The sequence below is a fragment of the Halostella pelagica genome (genome assembly GCF_004762015.1).
Taxonomy (GTDB): Archaea; Halobacteriota; Halobacteria; order Halobacteriales; family Natronoarchaeaceae; genus Halostella; species Halostella pelagica.
This window is the reverse complement of the sequence record NZ_SJES01000005.1, coordinates 134,533-159,283: the sequence shown is the minus strand read 5'-3', so window position 1 is coordinate 159,283 and position 24,751 is coordinate 134,533. Positions and strand designations below refer to the sequence as shown.

General features: G+C 67.1%; 28 protein-coding genes. 17 read left to right on the top strand and 11 right to left on the bottom strand.

Annotated features, from left to right (window positions below):
* Window positions 1-451: 451 nt before the first annotated feature.
* The 7 genes from EYW42_RS13275 to EYW42_RS13245 all read left to right on the top strand — a co-directional run bounded on the left by EYW42_RS13275 (window position 452) and on the right by EYW42_RS13245 (window position 9,299).
* A complete protein-coding gene (locus tag EYW42_RS13275) occupies window positions 452-3,613 on the top strand; it encodes a molybdopterin-containing oxidoreductase family protein (protein WP_135535775.1) in 3,162 nt (1,053 codons plus the stop codon).
* The gene (locus EYW42_RS13270; RefSeq protein WP_135535774.1) at window positions 3,613-4,794 is read left to right on the top strand and encodes a 4Fe-4S dicluster domain-containing protein; all 1,182 of its coding nucleotides are present in this window, start codon (window positions 3,613-3,615) and stop codon (window positions 4,792-4,794) included. Before EYW42_RS13275 ends, EYW42_RS13270 begins: the two co-directional genes overlap by 1 nt.
* Before the next feature lie 4 nt (window positions 4,795-4,798).
* The gene (locus tag EYW42_RS13265; protein WP_135535773.1) at window positions 4,799-5,485 is read left to right on the top strand and encodes a TorD/DmsD family molecular chaperone; all 687 of its coding nucleotides are present in this window, start codon (window positions 4,799-4,801) and stop codon (window positions 5,483-5,485) included.
* 80 nt (window positions 5,486-5,565) lie between these two features.
* Window positions 5,566-6,501 (top strand): ethylbenzene dehydrogenase-related protein, encoded by a 936-nt coding sequence (locus EYW42_RS13260; protein WP_135535898.1) that lies wholly within the window; start codon window positions 5,566-5,568, stop codon window positions 6,499-6,501.
* Window positions 6,498-7,388 carry a HEAT repeat domain-containing protein gene (locus EYW42_RS13255; protein ID WP_135535772.1) on the top strand — a complete coding sequence of 297 codons (891 nt, stop codon included), beginning with the start codon at window positions 6,498-6,500 and terminating at the stop codon, window positions 7,386-7,388. The genes EYW42_RS13260 and EYW42_RS13255 overlap by 4 nt, the downstream gene beginning before the upstream one ends.
* The gene (locus EYW42_RS13250) at window positions 7,385-8,023 is read left to right on the top strand and encodes a hypothetical protein (protein ID WP_135535771.1); all 639 of its coding nucleotides are present in this window, start codon (window positions 7,385-7,387) and stop codon (window positions 8,021-8,023) included. Before EYW42_RS13255 ends, EYW42_RS13250 begins: the two co-directional genes overlap by 4 nt.
* Window position 8,024: 1 nt before the next feature.
* On the top strand, window positions 8,025-9,299 hold the full coding sequence (locus EYW42_RS13245) for a P-loop NTPase (protein WP_135535770.1): 1,275 nt from the start codon (window positions 8,025-8,027) through the stop codon (window positions 9,297-9,299).
* 100 nt (window positions 9,300-9,399) lie between these two features.
* On the opposite strand, the gene EYW42_RS13240 is transcribed toward EYW42_RS13245, so the two are convergent.
* Window positions 9,400-9,792, bottom strand: coding sequence for a MoaD/ThiS family protein (locus EYW42_RS13240; protein ID WP_135535897.1), 393 nt, complete (start codon window positions 9,790-9,792; stop codon window positions 9,400-9,402).
* Window positions 9,793-9,880: 88 nt separating this feature from the next.
* On the opposite strand from EYW42_RS13240, the gene EYW42_RS13235 reads away from it, so the two are divergent.
* From EYW42_RS13235 to nirK, 3 genes are all read left to right on the top strand, one after another.
* Window positions 9,881-11,275, top strand: a complete 1,395-nt coding sequence (locus EYW42_RS13235; RefSeq protein ID WP_135535769.1) for a hypothetical protein — start codon at window positions 9,881-9,883, stop codon at window positions 11,273-11,275.
* A 203-nt stretch (window positions 11,276-11,478) separates the two neighbouring features.
* The gene (locus EYW42_RS13230) at window positions 11,479-11,778 is read left to right on the top strand and encodes a cupin domain-containing protein (RefSeq protein ID WP_135535768.1); all 300 of its coding nucleotides are present in this window, start codon (window positions 11,479-11,481) and stop codon (window positions 11,776-11,778) included.
* A gap of 171 nt (window positions 11,779-11,949) precedes the next feature.
* Window positions 11,950-13,017 (top strand): copper-containing nitrite reductase, encoded by a 1,068-nt coding sequence (gene nirK / locus EYW42_RS13225; protein WP_135535767.1) that lies wholly within the window; start codon window positions 11,950-11,952, stop codon window positions 13,015-13,017.
* A 150-nt stretch (window positions 13,018-13,167) separates the two neighbouring features.
* Here nirK and EYW42_RS13220 read toward each other — a convergent pair whose 3' ends face one another.
* Both EYW42_RS13220 and EYW42_RS13215 read right to left on the bottom strand, forming a co-directional pair.
* Window positions 13,168-13,779, bottom strand: a complete 612-nt coding sequence (locus tag EYW42_RS13220) for a hypothetical protein (protein WP_202613900.1) — start codon at window positions 13,777-13,779, stop codon at window positions 13,168-13,170.
* A gap of 138 nt (window positions 13,780-13,917) precedes the next feature.
* Entirely contained in the window at window positions 13,918-14,241 is a 324-nt protein-coding gene (locus EYW42_RS13215) for a DUF7521 family protein (RefSeq protein WP_135535766.1), read from the bottom strand.
* 100 nt (window positions 14,242-14,341) lie between these two features.
* On the opposite strand from EYW42_RS13215, the gene EYW42_RS13210 reads away from it, so the two are divergent.
* The gene (locus EYW42_RS13210) at window positions 14,342-14,761 is read left to right on the top strand and encodes an SRPBCC family protein (RefSeq protein ID WP_135535765.1); all 420 of its coding nucleotides are present in this window, start codon (window positions 14,342-14,344) and stop codon (window positions 14,759-14,761) included.
* A gap of 153 nt (window positions 14,762-14,914) precedes the next feature.
* Window positions 14,915-15,229 (top strand): MTH1187 family thiamine-binding protein, encoded by a 315-nt coding sequence (locus EYW42_RS13205; RefSeq protein WP_135535764.1) that lies wholly within the window; start codon window positions 14,915-14,917, stop codon window positions 15,227-15,229.
* Between the two features lie 21 nt (window positions 15,230-15,250).
* Here EYW42_RS13205 and EYW42_RS13200 read toward each other — a convergent pair whose 3' ends face one another.
* Window positions 15,251-15,649, bottom strand: a complete 399-nt coding sequence (locus EYW42_RS13200) for an arsenate-mycothiol transferase ArsC (RefSeq protein ID WP_135535763.1) — start codon at window positions 15,647-15,649, stop codon at window positions 15,251-15,253.
* Between the two features lie 106 nt (window positions 15,650-15,755).
* Between EYW42_RS13200 and mch the strand changes: the two genes are divergently transcribed.
* From mch to EYW42_RS13185, 3 genes are read left to right on the top strand one after another with little or no spacing between them, the layout of a single operon-like run.
* Window positions 15,756-16,688, top strand: coding sequence for a methenyltetrahydromethanopterin cyclohydrolase (gene mch / locus EYW42_RS13195; RefSeq protein WP_135535762.1), 933 nt, complete (start codon window positions 15,756-15,758; stop codon window positions 16,686-16,688).
* Window positions 16,689-16,700: 12 nt separating this feature from the next.
* Window positions 16,701-17,183, top strand: coding sequence for a hypothetical protein (locus EYW42_RS13190; protein WP_135535761.1), 483 nt, complete (start codon window positions 16,701-16,703; stop codon window positions 17,181-17,183).
* 31 nt (window positions 17,184-17,214) lie between these two features.
* Window positions 17,215-17,886 (top strand): HAD family hydrolase, encoded by a 672-nt coding sequence (locus EYW42_RS13185; RefSeq protein ID WP_135535760.1) that lies wholly within the window; start codon window positions 17,215-17,217, stop codon window positions 17,884-17,886.
* A 9-nt stretch (window positions 17,887-17,895) separates the two neighbouring features.
* On the opposite strand, the gene EYW42_RS19885 is transcribed toward EYW42_RS13185, so the two are convergent.
* From EYW42_RS19885 to EYW42_RS13175, 3 genes are all read right to left on the bottom strand, one after another.
* A complete protein-coding gene (locus EYW42_RS19885) occupies window positions 17,896-18,069 on the bottom strand; it encodes a DUF7556 family protein (protein WP_202613907.1) in 174 nt (57 codons plus the stop codon).
* A gap of 159 nt (window positions 18,070-18,228) precedes the next feature.
* On the bottom strand, window positions 18,229-19,173 hold the full coding sequence (locus EYW42_RS13180) for a M48 family metallopeptidase (RefSeq protein ID WP_202613899.1): 945 nt from the start codon (window positions 19,171-19,173) through the stop codon (window positions 18,229-18,231).
* Window positions 19,174-19,284: 111 nt separating this feature from the next.
* On the bottom strand, window positions 19,285-20,091 hold the full coding sequence (locus tag EYW42_RS13175; protein ID WP_135535759.1) for an SDR family oxidoreductase: 807 nt from the start codon (window positions 20,089-20,091) through the stop codon (window positions 19,285-19,287).
* Between the two features lie 85 nt (window positions 20,092-20,176).
* Between EYW42_RS13175 and EYW42_RS13170 the strand changes: the two genes are divergently transcribed.
* On the top strand, window positions 20,177-20,833 hold the full coding sequence (locus EYW42_RS13170) for a helix-turn-helix domain-containing protein (protein WP_135535758.1): 657 nt from the start codon (window positions 20,177-20,179) through the stop codon (window positions 20,831-20,833).
* Here EYW42_RS13170 and EYW42_RS13165 read toward each other — a convergent pair.
* Both EYW42_RS13165 and EYW42_RS13160 read right to left on the bottom strand, forming a co-directional pair.
* Entirely contained in the window at window positions 20,830-22,455 is a 1,626-nt protein-coding gene (locus tag EYW42_RS13165; RefSeq protein ID WP_135535757.1) for a GTPBP1 family GTP-binding protein, read from the bottom strand. The genes EYW42_RS13170 and EYW42_RS13165 overlap by 4 nt on opposite strands.
* Window positions 22,456-22,561: 106 nt before the next feature.
* Window positions 22,562-23,113 (bottom strand): J domain-containing protein, encoded by a 552-nt coding sequence (locus EYW42_RS13160; protein WP_135535756.1) that lies wholly within the window; start codon window positions 23,111-23,113, stop codon window positions 22,562-22,564.
* A 90-nt stretch (window positions 23,114-23,203) separates the two neighbouring features.
* Between EYW42_RS13160 and EYW42_RS19880 the strand changes: the two genes are divergently transcribed.
* Complete coding sequence (locus tag EYW42_RS19880) at window positions 23,204-23,365, top strand: zinc finger HIT domain-containing protein (protein ID WP_135535755.1); 162 nt, start codon at window positions 23,204-23,206, stop codon at window positions 23,363-23,365.
* Between the two features lie 67 nt (window positions 23,366-23,432).
* Here the strand turns inward: EYW42_RS19880 and pyrF are convergent, their stop codons facing one another.
* Window positions 23,433-24,248 (bottom strand): orotidine-5'-phosphate decarboxylase, encoded by an 816-nt coding sequence (pyrF, locus tag EYW42_RS13150; protein ID WP_135535754.1) that lies wholly within the window; start codon window positions 24,246-24,248, stop codon window positions 23,433-23,435.
* 24 nt (window positions 24,249-24,272) lie between these two features.
* Window positions 24,273-24,749 (bottom strand): HTH domain-containing protein, encoded by a 477-nt coding sequence (locus tag EYW42_RS13145; RefSeq protein ID WP_135535753.1) that lies wholly within the window; start codon window positions 24,747-24,749, stop codon window positions 24,273-24,275.
* Window positions 24,750-24,751: the final 2 nt, after the last annotated feature.

The window sequence follows — 24,751 nt, the reverse complement described above, 5'->3', positions numbered from 1 at the left end:
TCTACATGTGAAACACGTTCGGGGACGCACCTAAACAGGTCAGCAGGTTCTCATCGCGTGGGAACACGCGGAGGGAGTAATGAGCAGCGGCTACCAATCATCGAATACGCTCCTAATCATGGGCACTACACGGTTCCTCTCGGCGATACGCCGCCAGCATCCCAGTCCCGTCGAGGCCCGGTCACGCGCGCTTGTCCGTCGCGGCGGACTGATAGAGCCGGTCGCACGGGGGTTCGGTGTTCGACAGAGCCGGTTGTTTCCGCGGATCGAGGGCGGTGAAATCCGCTACCGAATCACGGCAGACCCTGTGGCCATGCACGGAAGTCCCAGCGCCCGAACAGGTTCGCCCCGGTTCTCGGCCTCTGAAAACCCGCTCGTCGTTTGAACAGGGGATAGGCCAGACGTGTGTCTGTATGCCAACCGAACGTACCGCAACCAGAGGTGATCCGCGGTGAGCCTCTCGCGGCGCGACTTCCTCGCGGCCGCCGGCGCGGGCGCGGTCGGTGCTCTCGTCGGAGCGTCCTGGAACGCGACCGAAGCGGTCGACACCGTGACCCAGGTGGACAACCCCCTCAAGTCGTACCCCAACCGGGAGTGGGAGCAGGTCTACCACGACATCTACGCATACGACAGCGTGGACTGGACCGTCTGTCATCCCAACTGCACGCAGTCGTGTGCGCTGAACTTCTACATGAAAAACGGGGTGCCGATCCGGGCCGAGCAGATCTACCACGAGGAGGAGGGTAGCCCCGGTCCGGGCGGCCCCGGCGGGTACGAGAACGCGGGCGTCACCCGCCACTGGAACCCCCGCGGGTGCATGAAGGGGCTGACGCTCCACCGGCGGACGTTCGAGCCCAGTCGGATCAAGTACCCTATGGTCCGCAAGGGCTGGGATCCCGACGACCCCAACCCGGAGGGGCGTGGCGAGGACGAGTTCGAGCGAGTCTCGTGGGACGAGGCGATAGACCTCATCGCCGAGAAGATGGCGAGTCTCGAGGACGAAAAGCGGTTCCACATTTTCAACGCCATCAAGTCCGACGGGCTGATCACGCGCCACGGTGCCGGCCGACGGCTGGCCTCTATCTTCGGCGGCTGCGAGTGGACGGAGTACGACTGGTACGCCGACCTGCCGCCAGGCCACGTCATCACGACCGGGTATCAGACGAGCGACTCCGATGCGTCAGCATGGCGAGCCGCCGATTACACCATTATTCAGGGGAAGAACCTGATCCACAACAAACTCGCGGACAACCACTTCCTCCAGGAGACCCGCGAGCGCGGCGGGAAGATGGTCGGCGTCTACCCGGACTACTCGCCGACGGTTCAGAAGTGCGACCGGTGGCTGCCCGTCCGGCCGGGCAGTGACCCGGCGTTCGCGCTGGGCGTCGCCCACGTCATCATCGACGAGGAACTGTACGACGCCGAGTTCATGCGGAAGTTCACTACCCTGCCGCTTTTGATCCGGCAGGACGACGGGAAGTACCTCCGCGCCCACGAGGTGTTCTCGGACAACGAGCCCCCCGCCGAGGACAGCGAGGAACGCCACGAGGAAAACGACTGGGGCGACTTCGTCGCCCTCGACGAGAACGGCGACCCAGTCCCCATCACCCGAGAGGAGGTCGGCGACGAGACACCCGTCACACCCCAACTCGAGGCCGATACGGAGATCAGGCTGGCAGACGGCGAGTCGGTCGGCGTCCACACGGACTTCACCCGGCAGAAGGCGAACATCATGGCGAACTACGATCCGGAGACGGTCGAGGATATCACGACGATCCCGGCCGACGCGCTCCGGACGACAGCCCGGGAGTTCGCCGACGCCGACAAGGGACAGTGGTTCACCGGCGAAGGGATCAACCACTGGTTCCACTCGAACGACTCGCTCCAGCGGACGATCTTCTTCGTCCAGTCGATGCTCGGCAACATCGGCGAGCGGGGGGCCGGCTACTACAACTACTCCGGCCAGTACAAGATCGAGATGCTCGACGGCTACCCGTCGTACGTCAACCCTGACGGCAACTCGGCCCACGGGATGTATCCCGGCTACGCGTTCGCGTTCTTCGGCGGCGAGAAACTCGACGCCCACGAGATCCGCGGGGACTTCGACCGCGAACTCGACCTCGTGCCACAGGGTGACGCCGAGGAACCGGTGATGCCGACGAACGCGGAGTCGTACACGATGTCGAAGCCGACGATCCTGTGGACGATGAACTGCAACCTCCTGAACCAGACCAAACATCAGGAACACGTCATCGAGAACTTCGTCAAACATCCCGACACGAGCAACGAACTCTCGATCGTCTCGGACATGCACATGACGTACTCCGCGCGCCACGCGGACATCGTGCTCCCGGTTCCCTCCTGGCTCGAGTGTGACTATCCCGATATTACGGTCGGCCCGGAGAACCCGTTCATCCACATGGACCACGGGGTCATGGACTCGCTGTACGACACGAAACAGGACGGCGAGGCCGTTGCACTCGTTGCCGAGAAGTTAGACGAGAAGATCCCGCCGGAGGAGCGCAACGTCGACTCCTACCGGGCGTACTTCGACAAGTTCCTCGACGACGACAAGGACGTCCGCGACTACATCCAGCAGACGCTGGATGCGGGGATGACGACCCGCGACATCGACGTCGAAGACATCGAGGACGGCCCAGAACGTCTCCAACTGAAGACGTATCCGCGGATCCCGTTCTACTCGCAGATCCACGAGGACCGCCCGTTCTACACGAAGACCGGGCGGATGGAGTTCCACAAGGAGGAAGACCGGTTCCTCGAACTCGACCGGGCCGACCTCGACCACATCGAGAGTCCCGAGGGAACCCCTTACGGGGTGAACCAGAAGTGGGACGAGGCGAAAGACGAGGAGAACCCGCTGTACCACGACGAGGAGTACCAGTTCTACTACAACACGCCCCACCCGAAGTACCGGACCCACTCCTCGTGGGGGATGACCGACTGGAACCTGATCTGGTCGGCGCGGGACTTCGGGTCGACCAGCGGCGATCCGGACGGAACCGAGCGACTAGTCGACGACTTCTCGTTCCCCACGGGCGAGGGCGACACGGAGGACGCGCCGCCGCTCGGCGAGGCGTTCGTCGAGATGCACCCCGAAGACGCCGCGGACATCGACGTCGAGAACGGCGACTACGTCCGTATCAGCGGGAAGCGCGGGGACCTCGTCGTTCGCGCGATGGTGAGCGAGCGCCAACGGCCCCGGTCGGCCGGCGACATGGGCCAGCTAACCATCTGGCACGGCTGGTGGCCGCAGCACTTCCCCGACGACGAGGAGGACGAGGACGGAGTCAAGGGGTACAACGTCACGACGAACATCTGGCTCGACCCCGCACAGGAGACCGACGACCTCGTTCACAAGTCGGTCTTCGGCGACCCGAACATCTCCGAGGAGGTCGAGGACGACATCGCCTGGCACGGGGCCGAACTGGAACACGGGTACGAAGAGACCGTGTGGGCACCGACCGGGACTAACCGCGACGACCTCGTGGAAGTCGAGAAGTACGAGGAGGCGGACTGGTGGCCCGGCGACGCGCGCCGCGACGATCTCGTCCAGAACTACATCGACGGAACGCTGCAGGGAGGTGACAGCTGATGCCCGAAACCTACAACCCCCAACTCGGCCGCGAGCACAGCTACCCCTACGAACACCGCGACGAGGAGCGCGACTGGCACTGGGGGATGATCATCAACACGAACCGGTGCATCAACTGCAACACCTGCTCGTTCGCCTGCAAGTCCACGTGGACCAGCGGACGCGGCGAGGAGTACATGTGGTGGATGAACGTCGAGACGGAGCCCTACGGCGGCTATCCGATGGGCTGGGACATGCGTCTGCTCGACGACCTCGACGGAGACGAGACGATCTTCGACGCCGCTGACCAGACTGAGCAGGTCAAGGGGTACGTCGCCCAGAAGGAGGAGTGGGAGTACCCCGCGCTCGGCGACGACCAGGTTCACGGCGAGTATCCGACGGGCGATGTCGTCGAGAGCGACCCCGAGAACGAGCAGTACCACGACATGTGGCAGTTCTACCTGCCCAGGCTCTGTAACCACTGTAAGAACCCGGCCTGCCTGGCGGCGTGCCCGCGGAAGGCCATCTACAAGCGCGAGGAAGACGGCATCGTCCTGCTCGACCAGGAGCGCTGTCGCGGCTACCGGAAGTGCGTGAAGGGGTGTCCGTATCACAAGCCGATGTACAATCCGGAGACGGGCGTGTCGGAGAAGCCGGTCGGCTGCTTCCCGCGCATCGAGGAGGGCAACGTCCCGCGCTGTGTCTCCTCCTGCATCGGGAAGACGCGCCTGCACGGCAACATCAATCGCGGGCCGGACGCGGGACACCCCAACGGCGTGAAGTCGGCGGCGGACGGCCGGAGTCCGACGAATTACCTCGCCAAGAGCGACGAGAAGGTCGCGCTGCCGCTGTACCCGCAGTTCGGCACCCGCCCGCAGGTGTTCTACATGCCGCCGTACCACGTGCCGCCGGAGTTCCTCACCCAGATGTTCACCCCGAACACGGACCAGAAGCGCAACGACTGGCCCGGAAGCACCTACGAGGAGTCGGTGAAGATCGTTCAGGAGCGCGTCCGCGACCCCAGTCACCACGTCCTCGGGATACTCCAGTTGTTCGGCGCGACGACCCGTCTCATCGAGACGTACACCGTGAAAGAACACCGCGTGAAGGGATGGGACCGCAAGGGGAACCAGGTCGTCGACATCCCGTTCGAGGAGGAACTCGAGGTCCGCGAGGGCGAGATGTGGACCAACCAGCCCTAAAGCCATGCACCGAAACACCGACCCAGAGTACCACGCCGCGCGGGCGACGCTTTACTGCGCCGCCGCCGCGGCGTTTACCTATCCGGACGAGCGTACCGTGAGCGAACTGACCGATTCGGAGGCCCGAGAGGGGATCGAACGCGCCGCCGAACGACTCACCGTATCCGAGGAGGCGAGCGCGCTACTCGCCGGCATCGCGCAGACGCCGCTCGACGAGTTGCAGTCGGCGTACAACGACCTGTTCGGCGTCCCGGCCGACGAGGGAACGTACGCGGTGATACCGTACGAGGCCCACTACACGACCCGGGACGAACTCAGCATCGAACAGCGGCGGATCGCTACCGTCGTCGGGCTGATGGAGGAGTTCGGCGTCGAGCCGAGCGACGACTTCGCGGAGCGCCAGGACCACGTCGCGGCCGAACTCGAACTGGCGCAGGTGCTCGCCGGCCAGCGGGCCGTCGCCCTCGACGGCGGCAACGCCACCGCTGCCGACCGCATCGCACAGGCGGAGGCGACCGTGCTCGCGGACCACCTCGTCGAGTTCGTGCCGGCGTTGGCGTACGACCTGCGCCGGGCTACCGACGACACGGCGTACGTCGCCGCGGCGGATCTGGTCGAGGAGTTGGTGACCTACGACAACGGGAAACACCCGGAACAAGAGGAGCCCGCAGTCGGGGGTGAAGCACCGTGAAACGCCGCCTCCGCTCGCTCGTAGGCGTTTCGGTCGACCGCCGCGCCGCCCGGCGCGCGACGAAGTTGGCAGTCGTCGTCATGTGTCTGGTGATGGTCGCTCAGGTGGCGCTGGTCAGCGTCGTCACGGCGGGCACACAGCCCGTCGAGTCGGTCGAGCAGGTTCCCGCCGCGCCTGACGCGGCGAAGTGGGAGGACGCGCCGACCCGCGACGTGTCGCTGTCGCAACAGCAGATGGCGCTCCCCTACGGCGGGGGAAGCGTCGACGAGATGACGGTCCAGACCGTCACGAACGACACGCACGTCGCCTTCCGTCTGGAGTGGGAGGACCCGACGAGCGACATGAACATCAGCGAACCCGGGGCCTACAGCGACGGGGTCGCGGTGATGATGCGCGGCGGTAGCAAACCGCCGATCACGATGGGTGCGAACGGCGACCCAGTCAACATCTGGTACTGGCGGGCCGCGTGGCAGAACTCCGGCGACGAAGGCGGCGGGGACATGTACAGTTACCCCCACCCAGACGACGAGACTCGACCCGGAACGGCCGCCGGGAATCCGATGTCGCAGTCCGACTACGAGCAGAACGCCCAGAACTATTACGCGAAGGGGTACGGCTCGCTGACCCACGCGCCGACACAGGACGTCTCGGCGAACGCCGAGCGCACGGACGACGGCTGGGAAGTCGTCTTCGTCCGCGAACGCGGCGCTGACGGCGAGTTCGACGCCGCCTTCGAGGAGAGCGACCAGATGTATCTCGCGTTCGCCGTCTGGAACGGGAGCGCGGACGAGGTGAACGGACAGAAGTCGATCACGCTCCAGTACTCCGTCCTCGACACCGAGAACAACGAACTGAGCGCCGCGGAGAACGGCGGCGACGGTGGCGCGACCGAGGTCGCCGAGGAGACCGGCGAGTCGGTGATGTGGCTGGCGCGGTCGGCGACGAACTGGATCACCGCGCTCGTCCTGGCGACGGTCGCCGCGTGGCTAGTCAGTTACTGGAGGCTCAGACGATGACCGAGTACGCGAACCGCAGCGCCCGCGGCCGGGCGGTCACGGAAGACGAGGCCGAACTGTGCGACCAACTCGACGCCCAAGGGGAGCGCGACCGCGAACGCGCCGCCCTGGGGCTCGTCGATATCGCCGATAGCGCCGGTCTGGAACCCGAGACGACCGTTCGACTGGCCGAGCGGGCGACCGGAGACGAATCGGAGGAAGTCCGTCAGTTCGCCGTCGAAGCGCTCGGCCACGCGGCAAGCGCGGGATCGGAGGCAGACGGAACTGCCGAGGCAGCGATTCGGACGGCACTGGACGACGGGCACGAGTGGGTGCGAGCCGAAGCCGTCGTCGCACAGTCACGGGCCGCGCCGGGCGACGAAGAGACGCTCCGCGCGGCGCTTTCCGACGAGAGCGGGTGGGTGCGGCGCAACGCCGTCGTGGCGCTCGCGAAGACGGGAGCGGCGTCCCAAGAACTGCTCGTCGAGCGGATCAAGTCGGACCCGCATCAGGGCGTTCGGGAGTACGCCGCCGACTTCCTGCGGGAGTACGCCGACGACACGGGCGAAGCCGTGCGAATTCTCGCCGCCGTGCTGGCCCGCGACCCGGAGGCGTTCGTCCGGGCGAAGGCGGCGAGCAGCCTCGGCGACCTCGGCACGGACCGCGCGGAGGAGGCGCTGGAGCGTCACGGCCTGAACGACCGGAGCGACGACGTACGGCGGTCGGCCAAGCGGGCGCTCGCGACGGCCCGCGGCGTGGACCCCGAGCAGATAGACGCCGACCTGGACGGTCCGGCCGCCCCCGGCGGCGGCCCGGGGTCGAAACGTGACCGCGGCCGGCAAGGCCCCGGCGGCGGTCCGGCCGACGTGAACGACGGCCTGACTCAAGGACAGCGTGACCGACGATGACTGACACCTACGACCTCGACACTTCGACGGACGAAACGCACCGTGACCACGAACACGGCGACGCCGCCGAAAGCGACCGTAGCGATGAAACCGCGAGCCTCGACGAGTCGCTCGGCGTCACCGTTCCGGAGGACTACGTCGGCGCGTTCGTCGCGGAGGCGTTCGAGGACGTCGAACGCTCGACCGAGTGGGCCGACGCCGTCGACGCCGTCGTGGCGGACGGGGCCCGCGACGAGTGGGAGGCGCTCGCCCCCCGGGAACAGGTCGTCGAGATGTTGCGGATGGCAGACGAGTTCGACCGGAAGGCCGTCGAACGGTTCGACGGTATCCCCCTCGACCGCGGCAGTCCGACCGACGAGATGCGCGAGCGGTTCGAGGAGGGGAAACGTCTGCGTCGGAACGCCGACGTGCTCCGGGACGGCATCGCCGCGGCGTACGCCGACGGGTACGTGAGCGACGACGACCTCGTCGAGGCAGTCGAGTCGTTCGGCTTCGACACCGACCGGGTCGGCGCCCGCGAGGACGCGCTCGACACCGTCGCCAATGCGTACGACATGGATTTCCGCCCGTACGGAGGAACCCTGATGACCGAGCGTGAATCGGACGAGGACGCGGAAGAGTTCGAGGCGTGGTAGCATGGCCGAAGAGAACGTAACGCCGGACAGAGGCGACCGAGTCCGCGATGCGCTGACCGCCGTCGAGGACCCAGACCTTGGGACGGACGCGGTCGCATCGGGTCTGGTGACCGACGTGAACGTGCGCGACGGCGCGGTGACGATCGGCGTCGACCTCGCCGGGTTCGACGAGGCGACCGCGGAGGACGTGACCGAAGCGCTCCGTCGCGAGGCCCTTTCCACGCCGGGGGTCGAACGGGCGACCATCGAGGGCGAGACGCCCGACGCAGACGGTGACGGCCGAGTCGACCGTCCGGACGACATCGACGCGGTGATCGCCGTCGCGAGCGCGAAAGGCGGCGTCGGAAAAACCACCGTCTCGACACAACTCGCCCGGGCGCTGGCGGCGGACCCCGACCGCGACGTCGGTCTGTTCGACGCCGACCTGTACGGTCCGAACGTGCCCGAACTGCTCGACGTGGCGGGGCCGGTGTCGGCCAACGACGAGGGGGACGCCGAACCGATAGACGTTGGCGGACTAACCGCGATGAGCGTCGGCCTCATCGCCAACGACGCGCCGATAGCGTGGCGGGGCGCGATGGCCCACGAAGCCGTGACGGAACTGTTCGAGGACACGGCGTGGGGCGACCTCGATGTCCTCGTGGTCGACCTTCCGCCGGGCACCGGCGACATCGTCCTGACGGTGTTGCAGACGCTCCCCGTCGACGGCGCGTTGCTGGTCACCACTCCGTATCCCACGAGCGTGTCGGACACGGGCCGGAGCGCCACTCTGTTCAAGGAAAACGGCGTTCCGGTGCTCGGAACCATCGTCAACATGGCCGGGTTCACCTGCGACTGCGGACGCGAACACGACCTGTTCCCGGCCGCGGACGTCGAGGGGGAACTGGACCTGCCGGTACTTTGCGAACTCCCGTTCGATGACGACGTGCGGGATATGGACGGCGACGTACCGGACGCCGTGGCGACGCTCGGCGACGAAGTACTCGAACGCCTCGACGACCGGGCGGAGTTCGCTGTTCCGGACCACGCGCTCGACATTCGCGGGCTCCCCCCGTCCATTCGGCACGAGCAGGCGATCGAGGAGTTCCGGGCGCTTGACCCGGGCGAGACGTTCTACCTCGTCAACGACCACGATCCGTCGCCGCTGGCCTCGATGCTCGCAGAGGCGGTGGGCCACGACGGCCCCCTCGAAGACGCGTTCGACCGGTGCGACGTGCGGCGTGCGGCCCCCGACGAGTGGGTCATAGCCGTCTCGCGGCCCGCCGGGAGCGCCTGATCCGTCGACGGCGGCGGTCGCACTTCCCGTCGGGCTTTCTGTTTCAGCTATGTCGCGGTAGCATCCCCGCGAAGCGTTCAGCGACTCACGACAGCCAGTATCAACAGCAGAAGATGAACGGGTAGATCAGGGCCACGCGGTCGCCGTCGTCGAGTTCCGTGTCGAACCCGTCGAGATGCTCGTTGAACTTGCCGTTAACGGCGACCCGAGCGTAGGTTCGCGTCTGTTCGCCCTCCGGGTTCTTCTCCCAGGTTCCTGGCAGTTCCTCGGGCGGGTCGGCCCACCCGTCCGTCGACGCCTCCTCTTCCGTCTCCGCGACGAGCATCTCCTCGACGTCGTACGACTCGAAGAAGTCGTCGAGGAACTCTCCCAGCGTGTCCCCCTCGAACGCGTACGAGAACTCCGGTTCGCCGACCGCCGTGCGGACGTGGCCGGTGCATTTCACCGTGACCGTCGTCCGTGCCGTCTCGGTCGACTGCGTGGCCGTGGTCATGTCGGAGAGTTCGGGCGGCTCCCCTCTGGTTCCCAGTGCGAACACGTTCGGGAGTACGGGCAGGGCGCGCGACGCCGAACGAACCACCATGAGCGTCGTTCCCGGCAACGTCGAAACCGATACCCAGCCGCCGATGTCGGTGCCGCTCCGCCACTTCGTCGTCGCACTCGGGTTTCTCGTCGCCGCGGTCGTGGCGAGCGAGTTCACGGGCGAACCGTCGGAACCTCTCGCTCACGTCCATCTCCTGCTCGCCGGGTGGGTCTGTATCACGATCATGGGCGCGATGACGCAGTTCGTCCCGGTGTGGTCCGGAACCGAACTGCACTCGCGTCGCCTGGCGACGGCCCAGTTGTGGCTCGTCACGGCCGGGCTGGCGGGGTTCGCCGGTAGTCTGCTGACGGACAGGTACGACCTTCTGCCGTACGCAGGGGGGTTCATGCTCACCGGCTTCTGGACGTTCGTCTACAACGTCGGCCGTACGCTGGCGACGGCGCGACCGCTTGACGTGACCGAGCGCCACTTCGCGCTGGCGCTGGCGTACTTCCTCGTCCTGACGGTTCTCGGGCTGTCGCTGGCTGTCGGATTCACCCGCCCCCTGTTCTACGACAGCCCGGTCGCGCGGGGCGACGTCGTCGCGACCCACGCGACGCTCGCCGTCTTCGGCGCGGTTCTGACGACGGTGTTCGGCGCGCTCTACCAGCTCGCGACGATGTTCACCCAGACGGAACTCCACGGGATTGACAGCTCTCTTCGGACTGTCGAGGAGGTCGGCTATCCGGTCGGCGTCGTCGCGCTCGCAGTGGGGCGACTGTTCGGGAACGTCTCACTGGCGCGCGTCGGCGGCGTGCTCGTCGTCGGAAGCGTCCTCTGCGTCGCCGTTATCCTCGCCCGGAAACTGACCGAAACGAGCGTCGAGTGGACGCCGATGCTCTCACGCTACGCCGTCGCCGCAGGCGCGATGGCGGTCTGGGCGATCCTGACGCTTCCCGCATGGGTCGCCGACCCGCTCGCCCGCGACGCGACGTTCGGCGCGCCCGGAGCGAGAACACTCCTGTTGTTCGGCGTCGTCGGGTTCGTCGTGTTCGGCACCCTGTACCACGTCGTTCCCTTCATCGTGTGGGTCCACAGGTACAGCGACCGCCTCGGCTTCGAACCGGTCCCGATGATCGACGACCTCTACGACGACCGGATCGCCGCGGCCGACTTCGTCGCCCTCGTCGTCGGCATCGGCGTGCTGGCGGCGGCGGACCTGCTCGAGGCGGCGGACGCACAGTCGGTTCCCCGGTTCGGCGTCGACGCCGCCGGCGCGTTCGTTCTGGTCGGCAGTCTCGCGTTCGCGACCAACCTCCTGCTCGTACTGCGGCGTCACGGCCCGCAGTCGCTCCCCGCGGTTCTCGTCGGAGGGCGCGTCGGCAACGGCGATGCCGCCGGCGACGACGGGGGAGACGCAGGCGATACCCTCTCGTCCGGCGGCGAGCCGTGACCGGCGCCCGCTCTCGGCAGCAGAGACTGATACTGTCGGCTGTACTCCCTTGCAGAATATCGGACCCCCCGGAGGTCCGAGTATCGTACCGAAGGTACAGCCGACAGTATGACCAACTGGCGAACTGTGGCCGACCACAGGCGAACGGGTGCCGAACTAGTTCGGGTGAACGCGGAGGCACCCGGCGGACGTTTTTTCGAACGATGCCAGAACAGACAGCAGTCGACGAACTCGAAGAAGCCCCCCACGCCGAGGTGTTCGAGGAGCGGAGTCCGCGGACGGTCCGCCTGCAACTGGACGCCGGCGAAGCTGTGCCCCCACATCAACACCCCGGACACGACATCGTGCTGTACGGGATCGAGGGGTCGATCGATCTCCGACTGGACGACGACAGCTACGGCGTAGACCCCGGCGACGCCGTCAGGTTCAGCGGCGAGCGCGAGATATCGCCGAAGGCCGTCGACGACGCGACGGCGCTGGTCGTGTTCGCGCCGTCGGAGTGAGCCGTTCGGAACTGACGGCGAACGTCGGATAACGTATCGCACGGCCGCCGAGCGATCCCGGCGACCTTTTTCGGGCGAACGTGTTCGTCCCGTTCTCGCGCCCTGGGAACAGTGAAACCGTTTGATAGTGGTTAGGCGACTATCTCCACCTGTAAGGGAGGAAAAAGGACAATGCTCGAAACTTCGCGGCGACGCGTGCTCCAGGCAGTCGGGATCGGCGGTGCGACCGCCGTCGCCGGCTGTGCGAACGCCCCCACTGCCCAGGAGCGCACGGAACAGCGCGACCGAATGGAACAGGCGGAGACGCCGACCGTCGAACGGGTCGCCGCGGATCCCACTGACATCCCGGAACCCATCGAGCGGGACGAACCCGCCGAGGTCGACGTCGAACTCGTCCCCAGAGAGGTGACCGCCGAGGTCGAGGACGGTGTCACCTTCGACTACATGACCTACAACGGTCAGGTGCCCGGACCGTTCATCCGAGTCCGGCGGGGCGACACGGTGAACGTGACGTTCCGCAACCCCGAGGAGAACACGATGCCGCACAACGTCGACTTCCACGCCGTGGCCGGCCCCGGCGGCGGCGCGGAGGCGACGATGACTATGCCCGGCGAGACGGAGCACCTGCGGTTCAAGGCGACGTACCCCGGTGCGTACATCTACCACTGCGCCGTGGCGAACCTGGACATGCACATCAGCGCGGGCATGTTCGGCATCATCCTGGTCGAACCCGAGGACGGCATGCCGGACGTCGACGAGGAGGTGTATCTCGGACAGCACGAGATCTACACGGACACGGACGCCGGCGAGGAGGGTCACCACGGGTTCGACATGCAGGCGATGGCCGACGAGGACCCCACCTACGTGGTGATGAACGGCGAGGCGTACGCCACGACGCCCAACAGGTACGGTCCGGCGGCGACCGTCGACACCGGCGACACCGTCCGGACGTACTTCGTCACCGGCGGCCCGAACCTCACCAGCAGCTACCACCCCATCGGCAACGTGTGGGAGAAGCTCTACCCGGAGGGGTCGCTGAGCACTGACCCGCAGACCCACATCCAGACCAAGCCGGTCGCCCCCGGGAGCACGACCATCGCGACGATGGGCTTCCAGGTCCCCGGCGATTACAAGCTGGTCGACCACGCGCTGAGCCGGGTGGCGCGCCGCGGCTGCATGAGCGTCGTCCGCGCCGAGGGAGAGGAGAACCTCGACGTGTTCGACCCCGACCCGAACTGAGCGGCCATCCCTCGCTGTTGTTTTTGGCTTTCGATACGTCTCATAGCTCGTTGTAACTGTGTGCAGGTGTTCGCCGACCCCGCGTCGACGGACTCCCGGACTGACTAAACAGCCCCTATCACGGCGTTGGAACCGCCCGAAAGCGCGGCGTCAGAACGGAGACGTGGGTCCGCTGCTCGGTTCGTCTCCCGTCGATCCCCCGCTCGGTTGGCGCGTCGGCGAATCGGCGGCCTCGCCGACCGAATCGGTCTCCAGATACGTCGCTTCGAGGTCGCGCATGTCCTCGTTTATCTCCTCGCTGTTGTGATGCATCCCATCGACCCGCACCCGGACGAGGTCGTAGTCGTGTCGCTCCGACAGCCCGTTCCACGCGCGGAACGACCCCCGGGCGAGCGTGTCACTCTGGGGGCAGAACTCCGTCGTCGGCGTGAATTCGGCACGGAGAACGGTGCTGTCGGCTCCGTTCGAGTCAGACCCCAGCGCGCTTTGCTCTACGGCGTACCGGTACCCCGCACCGGGATGCCGGCGGTCGAGATTCAGTCTCGCGAGGTTGTAGCCGAACGTCATGTCGTAGACGCCGCGCTCCTCGAAGAGGTCGCGCGTCAGTTCATGGAACTCGAGGTGCGCGTCGTCGGCGAGAACGTCGTGGCCGTCGAGGAACGACCCCGGTTCCGGGAGGGACTCAGGAACGTACTCGTCGTATTCGTCGAACGTCTCGTCGTCCGCCTCGTCGGTCGAGAACGGCGAGGGGATTCCGGTCATACCGAACGTCGGTCCGCAGCGTCTCTTGGCGTTCCCCCGAACCTGTTCGGTAGCGCCCGGAGACCGATCGGTCGTTCTTACTCGGCACGACAGCCGCGGAACGTTCGCCGGCGAGGACGGTCGGTCTGACGGGCGCGGTCACGGGTCCGTTCGCCGTTCCACGACGCTGGTGTCGCTGTCCGGTTCGGAGCGAGCGTACAGCGAGTAAGCCAGAACGACGTAACCGAGAGCGCTGAACGTACTCTGGACGGCGACGCCGGTTCTCAGCGACATGCCTACCAGACGGTGGAGTGCGCCCGCAATCAGTGCGCCGACAGTGACGAGACCGAGACCAAACGCGAGCGCCCGCAACGCCGGCGATCCCGTCCGTTTGGAGGCTCGGTAGGCAAGCGACGTGACGAGACCGCCACACAGTAACGTCGCCGTTTTGCTCGCGACGATCAACAGTTCCTGAGGCCGCATAGATAGATATTGCGCGACACAGCGTCGTAAGTAGCGGTGTGCGTTATCAGTCCGTGAGAACGGGAGCGACGTTCAAGGAGTGTACTACCGATTCAGTACCATGGAGACCGTTTCCGTTACGCGAACGACTGACGGGTCCGCGGCAGCGGTGACTGAACGATTCGACGACAGAAAGGAGTTCATGGAAGCGGCGGGGTTCGACGAGGTGACGGTCGACGGCGACCGCATCCAGATCGCGAACAACGTCGGCCTCGCGACGATGGAACTCACGGTGGACGTAGTAGAGACGGACGCCGCGTTCGCCTACGAGCAGGTCGACGGGCTCTTCGAGGAGATGGTGACTCGCTACGAGATCACAGAGGCAAACGGGGAGACGACGATCGCCGCGACGACGGAGTTCGAAATCGCCGCGCCGTTCGTCGGGAAACTGCTCGACGCCACCGTGATCACGAGACAGCGACGGCGCGAACTGGTCGCACAGCTATCGTATCTTGACCCGAACGACAGCGCGGAAACGTAACCGCCCTCGATGTGCCCGCTCCCGGAAGCTTGGCCTACCAGTCCCAGACCGGGAACGGGTTTCGGGGGCGGCCCCGCGAGACACCGAGTGTCCGACTCCGCTACCGACGCCGCGACGGCAACCGCTTTGTCCCCGGCGCGTCTCCACCGAACCATGACGACTGTAGCGCTCCTGTCGGTTGCACCGGTCATCGAAGACAGCATGGCGAGCGAGGTCGCGAAGGCCGTCGAGGCCCTCGAAGGGTTCGACGTGACGTACGAGACGAATCCGATGGGGACAGTTATCGAGGCCGAGGCGGCGAGCGAGGTGTTCGCCGCCGCGGAGGCCGCCCACGAGGCGGTCGACGGCGACCGCGTCTCGACGTTCCTGAAGATAGACGACAAGCGCGAGAGAGACAGCAGCGCCGGGGCGAAAGTCGAGGCCGTCGAGGACGAACTCGGCCGAGACGCGCGAAGCGACCGAGAGTAGGCGTCGGGGTCACCGGGCCGGTCACGCCGCTCGCTGGGCCTCGATCTCGTCGAACAGTTCCGCGACTCGGCGCTCGATCTCGTCGCGTTGCTCGCGGGTCTCGTTGGCCTCCAGATCCCACTTCCGACTCTCTCCCGACCATCCCTCGGGTCGGAACTGGTCGACCGAACAGCCCATCGTCACGACGTAGTCGGCGTCCTCGATGTCACCAGGCGATATCTCTCGGGGAGCGCGGTCGCCGATGTCGATATCGACCTCTCGGAGCGCCGCGACGACCTCGTCGTGTACGCTTTCGGCCGGGTCGACGCCACCGGTGACGATCGCAGCGTTCACCCCTCGCTGGTCCCGTTCCCGTTCGGCCAGCGCGGCCGCCATCTGGCTCCGACCGGCGTTGCCGACACAGACGAATGCGAGCTTCATCGGGAGAACGTAGGAGGCGAAGCGCCAAGAACGTGGGTGCTCGTATCCGGTCGCGAGCGCTGCGCCGACTGACAAAGCCCTTGTGCCGGGCGCTCTTTCTCCGCATATGGACAGTCTCAACCGGATGGCCATCGAACTCGTCGACGAGGCCATCGACTTCGCCGAGGAACTCGGCATCGGGGCGTATGAACTCGACAACGATGCGACGGTGCTTGACTTCGGCGTCGACGTCGAAGGCGGCATCGAGGCGGGCCTCCTGCTCGGCGAGATACAGACCGCGGGTCTCGCGACGATCCAGACCCGGATGGACGACGTCGCGGGCGCACCGCTTCCCCACGTCGAACTCTCGACAGACCACCCCGGACTCGCGATGCTCGGCTCCCAGAAGGCCGGCTGGGAGGTAAGCGTCGGCGAGTTCGAGGGCCTCGGCAGCGGCCCCGCCCGCGCGCTCGTCGCCGAGGAGGACGAGTACCGTCAGATCGGCTATCACGACGCCTTCGAGTTCGCCGTCCTCGCGGTCGAGGCGGACGAGTATCCCGACGAGGCCGTCGCCGAACACGTCGCCGACCTCGCTGAGGTCGATCCGGGCGGCGTGTTCCTCGCCGTCTTTCCCACCGCGAGCGTCGCCGGAAGCGTCACGATGGCCGCCCGCGCCGCCGAACTCGCCGTCTTCCGCCTGACGGAGCTCGGATACGACCCCCTCGACATCGTCACCGCGACCGGGAGCGCGCCGGTCGCACCCGTCGCGGAGTCCGAGGAGGCCGCTATCGGACGGACGAACGACGCGCTGGCGTACGGCGGGCAGGTCCACGTCGTCGTCGAGGAGGAGTTCGACCGCTTCGACGAGGTGCCGTCGACCGCGACGGCGGAGTACGGCACGCCGTTCGAGCAGGTGTTCGAGGACCACGACTGGGAGTTCTACGACGTGCCCGAGAGCGTCTTCGCGCCGGCGCAGGTGACGATCGACGTGGTCGGCGGCGGGACGCACGTGCTCGGCGAGCGAAACGAGGACCTGCTGGCGGAGAGTTTCGACCTGTGAGGTGACCCATCCGTGAGATTCAAGGAGATCCCGGCCCCGCCGGAATCGCTCGATTTCCTCGCCGAGGCCCAGCGCGCGGTCCCGCTCGTCCCCGAACCCGAGAACGACTGCTGCGCCCGCCTGACGGACCGCACGTCGGTCAGCGAGCGCGAGACCGCCCGGACGTGGCTTACGTTCCTCCGGGCACTGGAACTCGTCGAGGAGACGGACCGTGGCTACGCCCGCGTTCGCGGGGATCCGGACCCCGACGAACTGGCGGGGGCGTTCCGCGAGCGCGTCTTCGGCGCGAGAGAGGTGCTGTCGCTGCTGGGGGACCACCCGCTGACCGTTGCGGAGGTGTTCGAGCAGTTCGAGCCGACGGTCCCGCAGTGGGAGCGCCACCGGAACCCGCAGACGTGGCGGTCGCAGTGGAAAACGCGGGTCGAGCGACTGCTGGAGTGGGCCGCGCTGTTCGGTCTGGCGGAGCGGACCGGTTCGGGGTACGAAGCCGCCTGATTTTTACCGGTTCGCTGCCACTCTCCGCGTAATGACTGCCGTCGACGCCGTCCTGTTCGACCTGGACGACACCCTTTGTGAGTACCGGCGTAGCGGCGAGGAGTTGCTCGCCGCCGCGTTCGACGACGTCGGTGTCGAACACTTCTTCGACGCGAGCGAGTATTACGCCCGCTACGAGGAGTTCCTGGAGGCGACCGACTCGATGGTCGACCTCCGTCGGGAGTGTTTCGCCGCTATCGCCGAGGAGTGCGACCGCGACCCCGCTCTCGGGCGCGCCGTCGCGGACGCCTACGCCGCCGAGCGCGACCACGGGAACGTCCGCCCGCTACCGGGCGCGGGCGATGCCGTCGAAGCGCTATCGGTGGACCATCGGCTCGCAGTTCTGACCAACGGCGCGCCGGAGATGCAGGGCGAAAAGCTGTCGCAACTTCCCTTCCGCGACGCTTTCGAGGCGGTCGTCCACGCGGGTTACGACGCGCCGCGGAAGCCGCAACCGGACCCGTACCACCACACGCTCGAACTGCTGGACGCGACGCCCGAACGGGCCGTCCACGTCGGCAACTCGCTAACGACGGACGTCCCCGGCGCACACGCCGCGGGCGTCCGGTCAGTGTGGCTTTCGGACGGCTCCGACCCCGACCCGGTGCCCGACTATCGTCTCGACTCGATGAGCGATCTGGCGACGCCCCCGTGGCAGGAGTAGTCCGCGGCCCTACCGCCAGTCGCCCAGAGAGACGCTCGCGGTCTCGGCTGTCGAGATCCAGGCGTCGTCCCGTGCCACGTCGGCGATAACGAGATGCGGGCGGCCCTCGATCTCGTCGATCGCCGCCATCACATCGCCGTTTTCGCCTCCGCGCCTCATGACCGACTCCATTTCTGAGGCCATGTTTGTGTTTCTTCTCTACTCCGGGATGAACGTTTTGATGTGTATTCTCCGACTGGACGAATGGCCATATATATTCGAATATAGTCATTGGATCCACCGTATTTATCTCCGCAGTCGTCTCCGGCTGTAGACCGGCGGTTCGGCGCGTCGTCGTCCGTGTCACCGGACGGGGGTCCCGTTCGCCGTCCGCTCGGCGCGCTCGACCATCCGCTCGATGCGGTCGTCCATCGGCGGGTGCGTGGCGAGCAGTCGCGCGAGCGCGTCTTCCTCCTCCTGGCCGTAGATGTACAGCGACGAGAGCGGACCGTGTCGCGGCCGCGAGGCGCGCTGGATGCGCGTCAGCGCCCGGGCCAGCGCGAGGGGGTCTCCCGTCACCGCGACGGCGCGGTCGTCGGCGGCGAGTTCGCGACGCCGGGAGTGCGCACGGAGTGTCAGCGTCAGGGCGAGCAGGAAAACGAGGACGAACTGCGCTACGCGGAGGTGGATCCGGACCAGGTGGCGGTCGAACGGGTCCGGACGGCGTCCCAGGAGCCACGCCGTCGCGCGCTGGACGCCGGCGACGACGAGTCCGGCCGGGAGGAGGAGAACGAAGAGGACGCCGCTGACAGTCTGGACGAGACTCGATCCGAGCGTCTGGAGGAGGGCGTCCCGCGTTTCGAGGTGGGCGAGTTCGTGGGCGAGGATCGCCTCCATCTCGTCGCCGTCGAGGATGCGGAACAGGTCGCGGTCGAGCACTACCACGCCCTCGCCCGCGCCGACCGCGAGTGCGTTCGGTGCCGGAAGCGCGGCGACGTAGATTGAGGGGTTCCCCGCATCCATCTCGGCGGAGAGGCGGTCGAGGCGGCGGTAGAGCCACGGCGCTCGCGAGCGCGGCAGTTCGACGGCACCCAGCCCCGAGACGATCCGCTTCGCCCCGGCGCGGTAGCTCGTGTAGCCGAACACCAGCGCCGACCCGACCATACCTCCGACGAGAACCCACGGGTCGGGTCGCACCGCGAACAGCCACGCGGCCGCCTCCACGACGACGAGACCGACCGCGAGGTAGACGCCGAGCAGGCCGAGACCGACGGTCGCCATCAGAATCCGCGCCACGAGCCGTCGCATACCTCGGGATACGAAAGGCGGCGAGAAAAACGACCCGGAGCGGGACAGTCCGGCGTCTCCGATTCGCCCGGCGGTACTCGACGGCGGCCGAATCGCCCCTGCGCGGTCCTGTCACGACGGCGACGCGGACGGGGTCGTCGCCGGACCCTCGGAGCCGTACCGCTCCGCCAGCCACCGCTCCCACGTCACCGTCCCGACGGCACGGTCCGGGCGCGTTCCGTCGCCGGCCCGGAACCCACCGGCGACGTTTCCGGGGACCGGCAGGCGGACGATCGGCCGCCGCAACCCCCTTGCGCTCCGGTAGGCCGACGCGATCTTGCCGAGGGTCAGCACTTCAGGGCCGCCGCAGGGGGCGACTCGGCCGCCGGGTTCCGTAGTCGCGTGCTCGACGACCGCGTCGGCGGCCTCGCCGACGTCGATCGGTTGCAGCCGAAACCGGGTCGGCAGCGGCCAGACGGGGAGACGCGACAACCCACCGAGGAGGCCGTCGATGAACGAATGGAACTGCGTCACCCGTAGGACCGTCCCGGGGACATCGCTTTCCTCGACGGCTCGCTCGGCCGCCAGTTTGTGCTCGTAGTACGATAGCGGTATCTCGTCGACGCCGACGATCGAGACGTACAGGACGTTCGCGACGCCGGCCTCGGCGGCCGCCGCCAGCAGCCGCTCAGTCCCCCGAACGTCGACCGCCTCGCTGTCACCCCGCGGCGCGGTGGCGGCGTGGACGACGACGTCGACGTCCGCGACTGCGGCGTCGACGCCGCTCCCGTCGGCCAGGTCCAATTCCACCCACTCCGCGTCGCCGTCGCTCGGCGGTGACCGACTCGCCGCGCGCACGTCGTGGCCGGCGTCCGCAAGCCGCGGTCGCAGCGCGCTCCCGAGCGTTCCGGTCGCACCGGTCAGTAGCGTTCGAACCATACCGTACCGTACGTTCGACTCCACCGAACCGATGGTGCAGGAGTGGCACGGGGGATTTAAGTCGCGGCTCTCGAACGGTGACGCTATGAAACACGTCCGGCTACGGATCAGCGCGGGCGGCCGGGAGGACGAGATCCACCCGATGTACGACGTGATGGCGAACGCCGAGTTCGTCGAGTACGCGACGGCGCTCCAGTGGAACTTCACGGGGGAGGAACTCGGCATCCTGCACTACGTCGAAGGCGACCCCGAGCGGTTCGAGGCGGCGGTGCAGTCTTTCCCGGAAGTGCTTGACTACGAACTCGAACGCGCGGGCGACCGGGCGTTCTACGCCTACATCCGGGACGACACGAACGCTGCAGTGCAGGAACTCTGGGGCGTAACGGCCTGGCGCAGTCTCGTGTCGGTTCCGCCCATCGAGTACCGCCCGGACGGGACGGTCACCTTCTCTATGTTCGGGCCGAGCGACGAGATACAGGCCGCCATCGACGCCGTCCCGGACCCGGTGTCAGTCACCGTCGAGGAGATAACCGGGCTGCAGGCGATGCCACACACCGTCGCGTCGTCGGTGACCGATCGTCAGCGCGCGGCCGTCGAGGCGGCAGTGGGCGTCGGGTACTACGACGTGCCCCGAACCGGGTCGCAGGCGGACGTTGCCGAGCGCCTCGGCTGTGCGCCCTCGACGGCGGCGGAACACCTCAGGAAGGCGGAAAGCAGGATACTACGCGGCCTGTTCGGTTAGTCGACGTCGGTCACGTCCGTCACCGTTCCGACGCCTTTCGACCGGCCCTCGCGGAAGACGAACCGCTGGCCCTCCTCGACGAGGTACGGGCGGAACTTGAACCGGACGCGGGTCTTCCCCGTGTCGCCGGGGAGTAGCCGGCCGCCTTCGGGGTAGAACGCGGCGGCCTCGCTGACGGTTTCGAGGTGGACGACCGGTTCGTAGCCGTCGCCGATGCGGGTCGGATGGTTCAGCACCATCACCTCGGCCTCGAACTCGCGGACCGGGTCGGGGTCGGCCTCGCGTGGCAGCAACACCATTCCGCGCTCGATATCGGCCTCGCGGACGCCCTTGAGCGCGATGCCGACGATGCGTCCGGCCTTGGCCCGGTCGACGCGGTGGTAGTGCATCTCGATGGAGCGGACCTCCACCTCGCGGAACGCGCCGTCGGCCATCGGGCCGATCAGGAGTTCGTCGCCGGCCTCCACTTCACCGGACATGATCGTTCCGGAGGCGACGGCCCCGACGCCGGTGACGCTGTACGTCCGGTCGATGTACATCCGGAAATCCCCGTCGACGCCGGCGGTCTTGGGGAGGCGCTCGAACAGTTCGTCGAGCGTGTCCAGGCCCTCTTTCGTCACGGCGCTCGTCGTGAGGACGGGGACGACGGTGTCGTTTATCTCCTCGACGGCGGCGTCGACGCCGTGGCGGTCGACCCGGAGCGGCGTCTTGTCTACGTCCCGGAGCACGCGTTCGACCTCGCGTTCGACCTCGGCGACGCGCTCGTCCGAGACGGCGTCGGCCTTCGTGATCGCGACGATGGTCGGCAGTTCGGTCGCAAGCAGCACGCCGAGATGCTCGCGAGTGGTCTTCGTCGGCCCGTCGTCGGCCGCGACGGTCAGCAGGCCGTAGTCGAGTTTCTGCCCGACCAGCCCACGGATGGTGGTGCGGAGCCACGGTTCGTGGCCGACGGTGTCGACAAAGGACACTAGCCGGTCCGACTCCTCGACCACGCGGGCACGGTCGGACTTGCGGTGCGGGTTGTCCATCCTGACCGGGCCATCCCCGTCGAAGCCGTAGACGCCGTACGAGAGGTCGGCCGAGAGGCCGCGTTCGACCTCGTGGGGCTGGACGTCCATGTAGCCGCGCGTGCTCCCCTCGCCGTCGTCGGCCTGTCCGGTGACGAGACTGCCGACTAGCGTGCTCTTGCCGTGGTCGACGTGGCCGGCGGTGCCGATGACGATGTGCTCGTCGTCGGTGTCCAACATGGCCCCCTCGCGGACGGTCGCGACGCCGACGATGCCCCGCCCGTCCCCGTCGTCTTCGACGCCGTCGACTCCCCACGTCTGCACGTCTTCGATGTGAGCCCCGGCCTCCTCGGCCAGTAGCGAGAGCACGTCCATGGATTCGGAGAAGTCGTCAGGTTCGATCCCGGCGAGGCCGCCGTCGTCCGTCACGCCGACCACGTAGGTCGCCTCGCCGTCGCCGGAGAGAACGCGGTGGCGAAGCTGTGCGGCCAGACTTTCAAGTCGCCCCTCGGAGAGGTGGAGGTCCTTGGTGAGTCGCTCTTTGAACTCGACGTTGCCGCCTTCCTGCTCGCCGCGGTCCAGGGCCTGTTGAAGAACGGCCCGGTCAGGGCTCATATCCCCGGGTTAGTGGACGGTAGACAAAAACCTTCGCGTCACGCGGTAACGTACCTCACACGGGCGTTCGAGGGGAGCGCCCGCGGCCGTCGCTGACGCGTCACGTTCAGCGGTTCCGCGCTCCGCTCGTCCGCCGGGAGTCCCCGTCGGTGAGACGCTCGTAAGCGTCGTTGACTCGCTTGAACCTCTCCTCGTCCCCGCCCTCGGCGTCCGGGTGAACTTCTTTCACCTTCTCTCGATAGGCGGCTTTCACCCGGTCGTCGCTCGCGTCGGGCGACAGGTCGAGTATCTCGTAGGCCGTTCGCTCCGACGGTCCACTGGACGGTTGCGGTCCGGGAGGCCGACGGCTTCTGCGGCGTTCTCTCCGGGCCTGCTGTCTGGCTTCTCGGCGGCCGCGAGTCTCGCGGGCGGCACGCCGCGCACCGGCCCCGAAGCCCGCGTCGCGGGTCGACTGACGGCCGTTCGTCGCCGCCCGTCTGCGCGCTCGCTCGGCGAGTTTCCCGGTCCCCTGGTACCACAGCACGTACGACAGGAACGCAAATGGCGCGGCGAGAATCAGGACGAACGGGTTGCGCTGGACGAGCGTTAGGATACCGAGTACGGCGGCTAATCCCGCGAACACCGCCGCGAGTCCGACGAGGAGAGGTCCTCGCGACACGGGGCCACATTAGGTCTACAGCCAAGTAAGCCTCCCGCCCGGGCGGTCGCCCGCCCTAGGTACAAGCCCATCGATGTGGTATCAGTCCACATGAGCGTTACCGGACTGTGTCAGATCTGTCAGTCGCGCGAGGCCGAGGCGCGCTGTGACCGCTGTGGCACTATCGTGTGCAGCCAGCATCTAGAGGAGTCACTCGGGATCTGTGCGGACTGCGCAGCCGAGTCCGACCCCACGGGCGGCCGAACGTTCTAACGGGACTCGACCGCCGAGACGAGTTCTAACGCGACTCGGCTCCCGAGGCCGGGTCGACGCCCCCGCGCTATCGGTACCGGTTCAACCGCTCCTTCAGTCGCTTCGCCGCCTGTCCGGCGGCGCGGTCGAAGTCCTCGCCGGCGTCTTCCCCGGCGAAGATGATCCCCCGGGACGAGTTGACGAGGCCGACGCCGGCGGAAAGGCCGTATTCGACGGCCGCCTCGGCGTCGCCGCCCTGCGCACCGACGCCCGGGACGAGAAACGGGATATCCGGCACCCGCTCGCGGATCGCTTCCAGTTCGTCGGTCGTCGTCGCGCCGACGACGAGGCCGACGTTGTCGCGTTCGTTCCACAGGTCCGCGAGGGCGGCGACACGTTCGTACACGGTCTCGCCGGAGGCGAGTTCGAGGTCCTGCAGGTCGGCACCGCCGGGGTTCGACGTACGACAGAGGACGAACACGCCGCGGTCCGCCTTCGAGAGGAACGGCTCAAGCGAGTCCCGGCCCATGTACGGGTTGGCAGTGATGGCGTCCGCGGTCGGCCCCTCTGCGTCCTCGTCAAGCAGTTTCGCGTACTGGCGGGCGGTGTTGCCGATGTCCGCCCGCTTGGCGTCGAGCAGGACGGGCACGTCTTTGCCGTGCGCGTAGGCGATGGTCTCGCGGAGCGCACGCCACCCGTCCGGGTCCTCGTAGAAGGCGGCGTTGGGTTTGAACGCCGCCGCGTGTTCGTGGGTCGCGTCGATGATCCGGCGGTTGAACGCCCATCGCGGCAGGTCGTCGTCGCGCAGATGGGCCGGTAGCCTGTCCGGGTCCGGGTCGAGGCCGACGCTCACAACGCTGTCGACAGCGTCGATCCGGTCTCCGAGCCGTTCGAAAAAGGTCATACCCCCGCGTCTGCAGCGCCTGCACTACAAGGTTCCTATTTTCCGCGTATCGAGGCCCGGAACCGCAACGTCCTCGTCGGCCAGCGCCGCGATCCCGTCGTCGACGGTGTAGATATCGTCTCCGTCGGAACAGGGAAGCAGCGTCCGGAGACCGTCGTCGTACACTGCGAGACACATGATCGGTAGCTCGACGATCTCTGTCGGCTCTTCGTTCGGGTCTATTCGGCTGGTCCGTCTCGTGAACGCGGGTTCGAGGCTGCAGTCGTGCTCGTCGGCCCAGGATTCGAATGTTCGGAACTTCTCTCTCGCCGTCTCGGTCGCGTGGTGACTCCAGTCGTCACCGTCCAGATCGAGTCGCTTGCCCCAGATCTCGACGTCGAAGTCCGAGATGTAGTTCTCCTCGTCCAGTTCTTGGAGTCTGCGCACCATAGACTGTTGTCTGTTGTGCGTGCCGTACACCGGTTCTCGCATCAGTAGCTCGACGCTCAGAGTTGTTGACATCT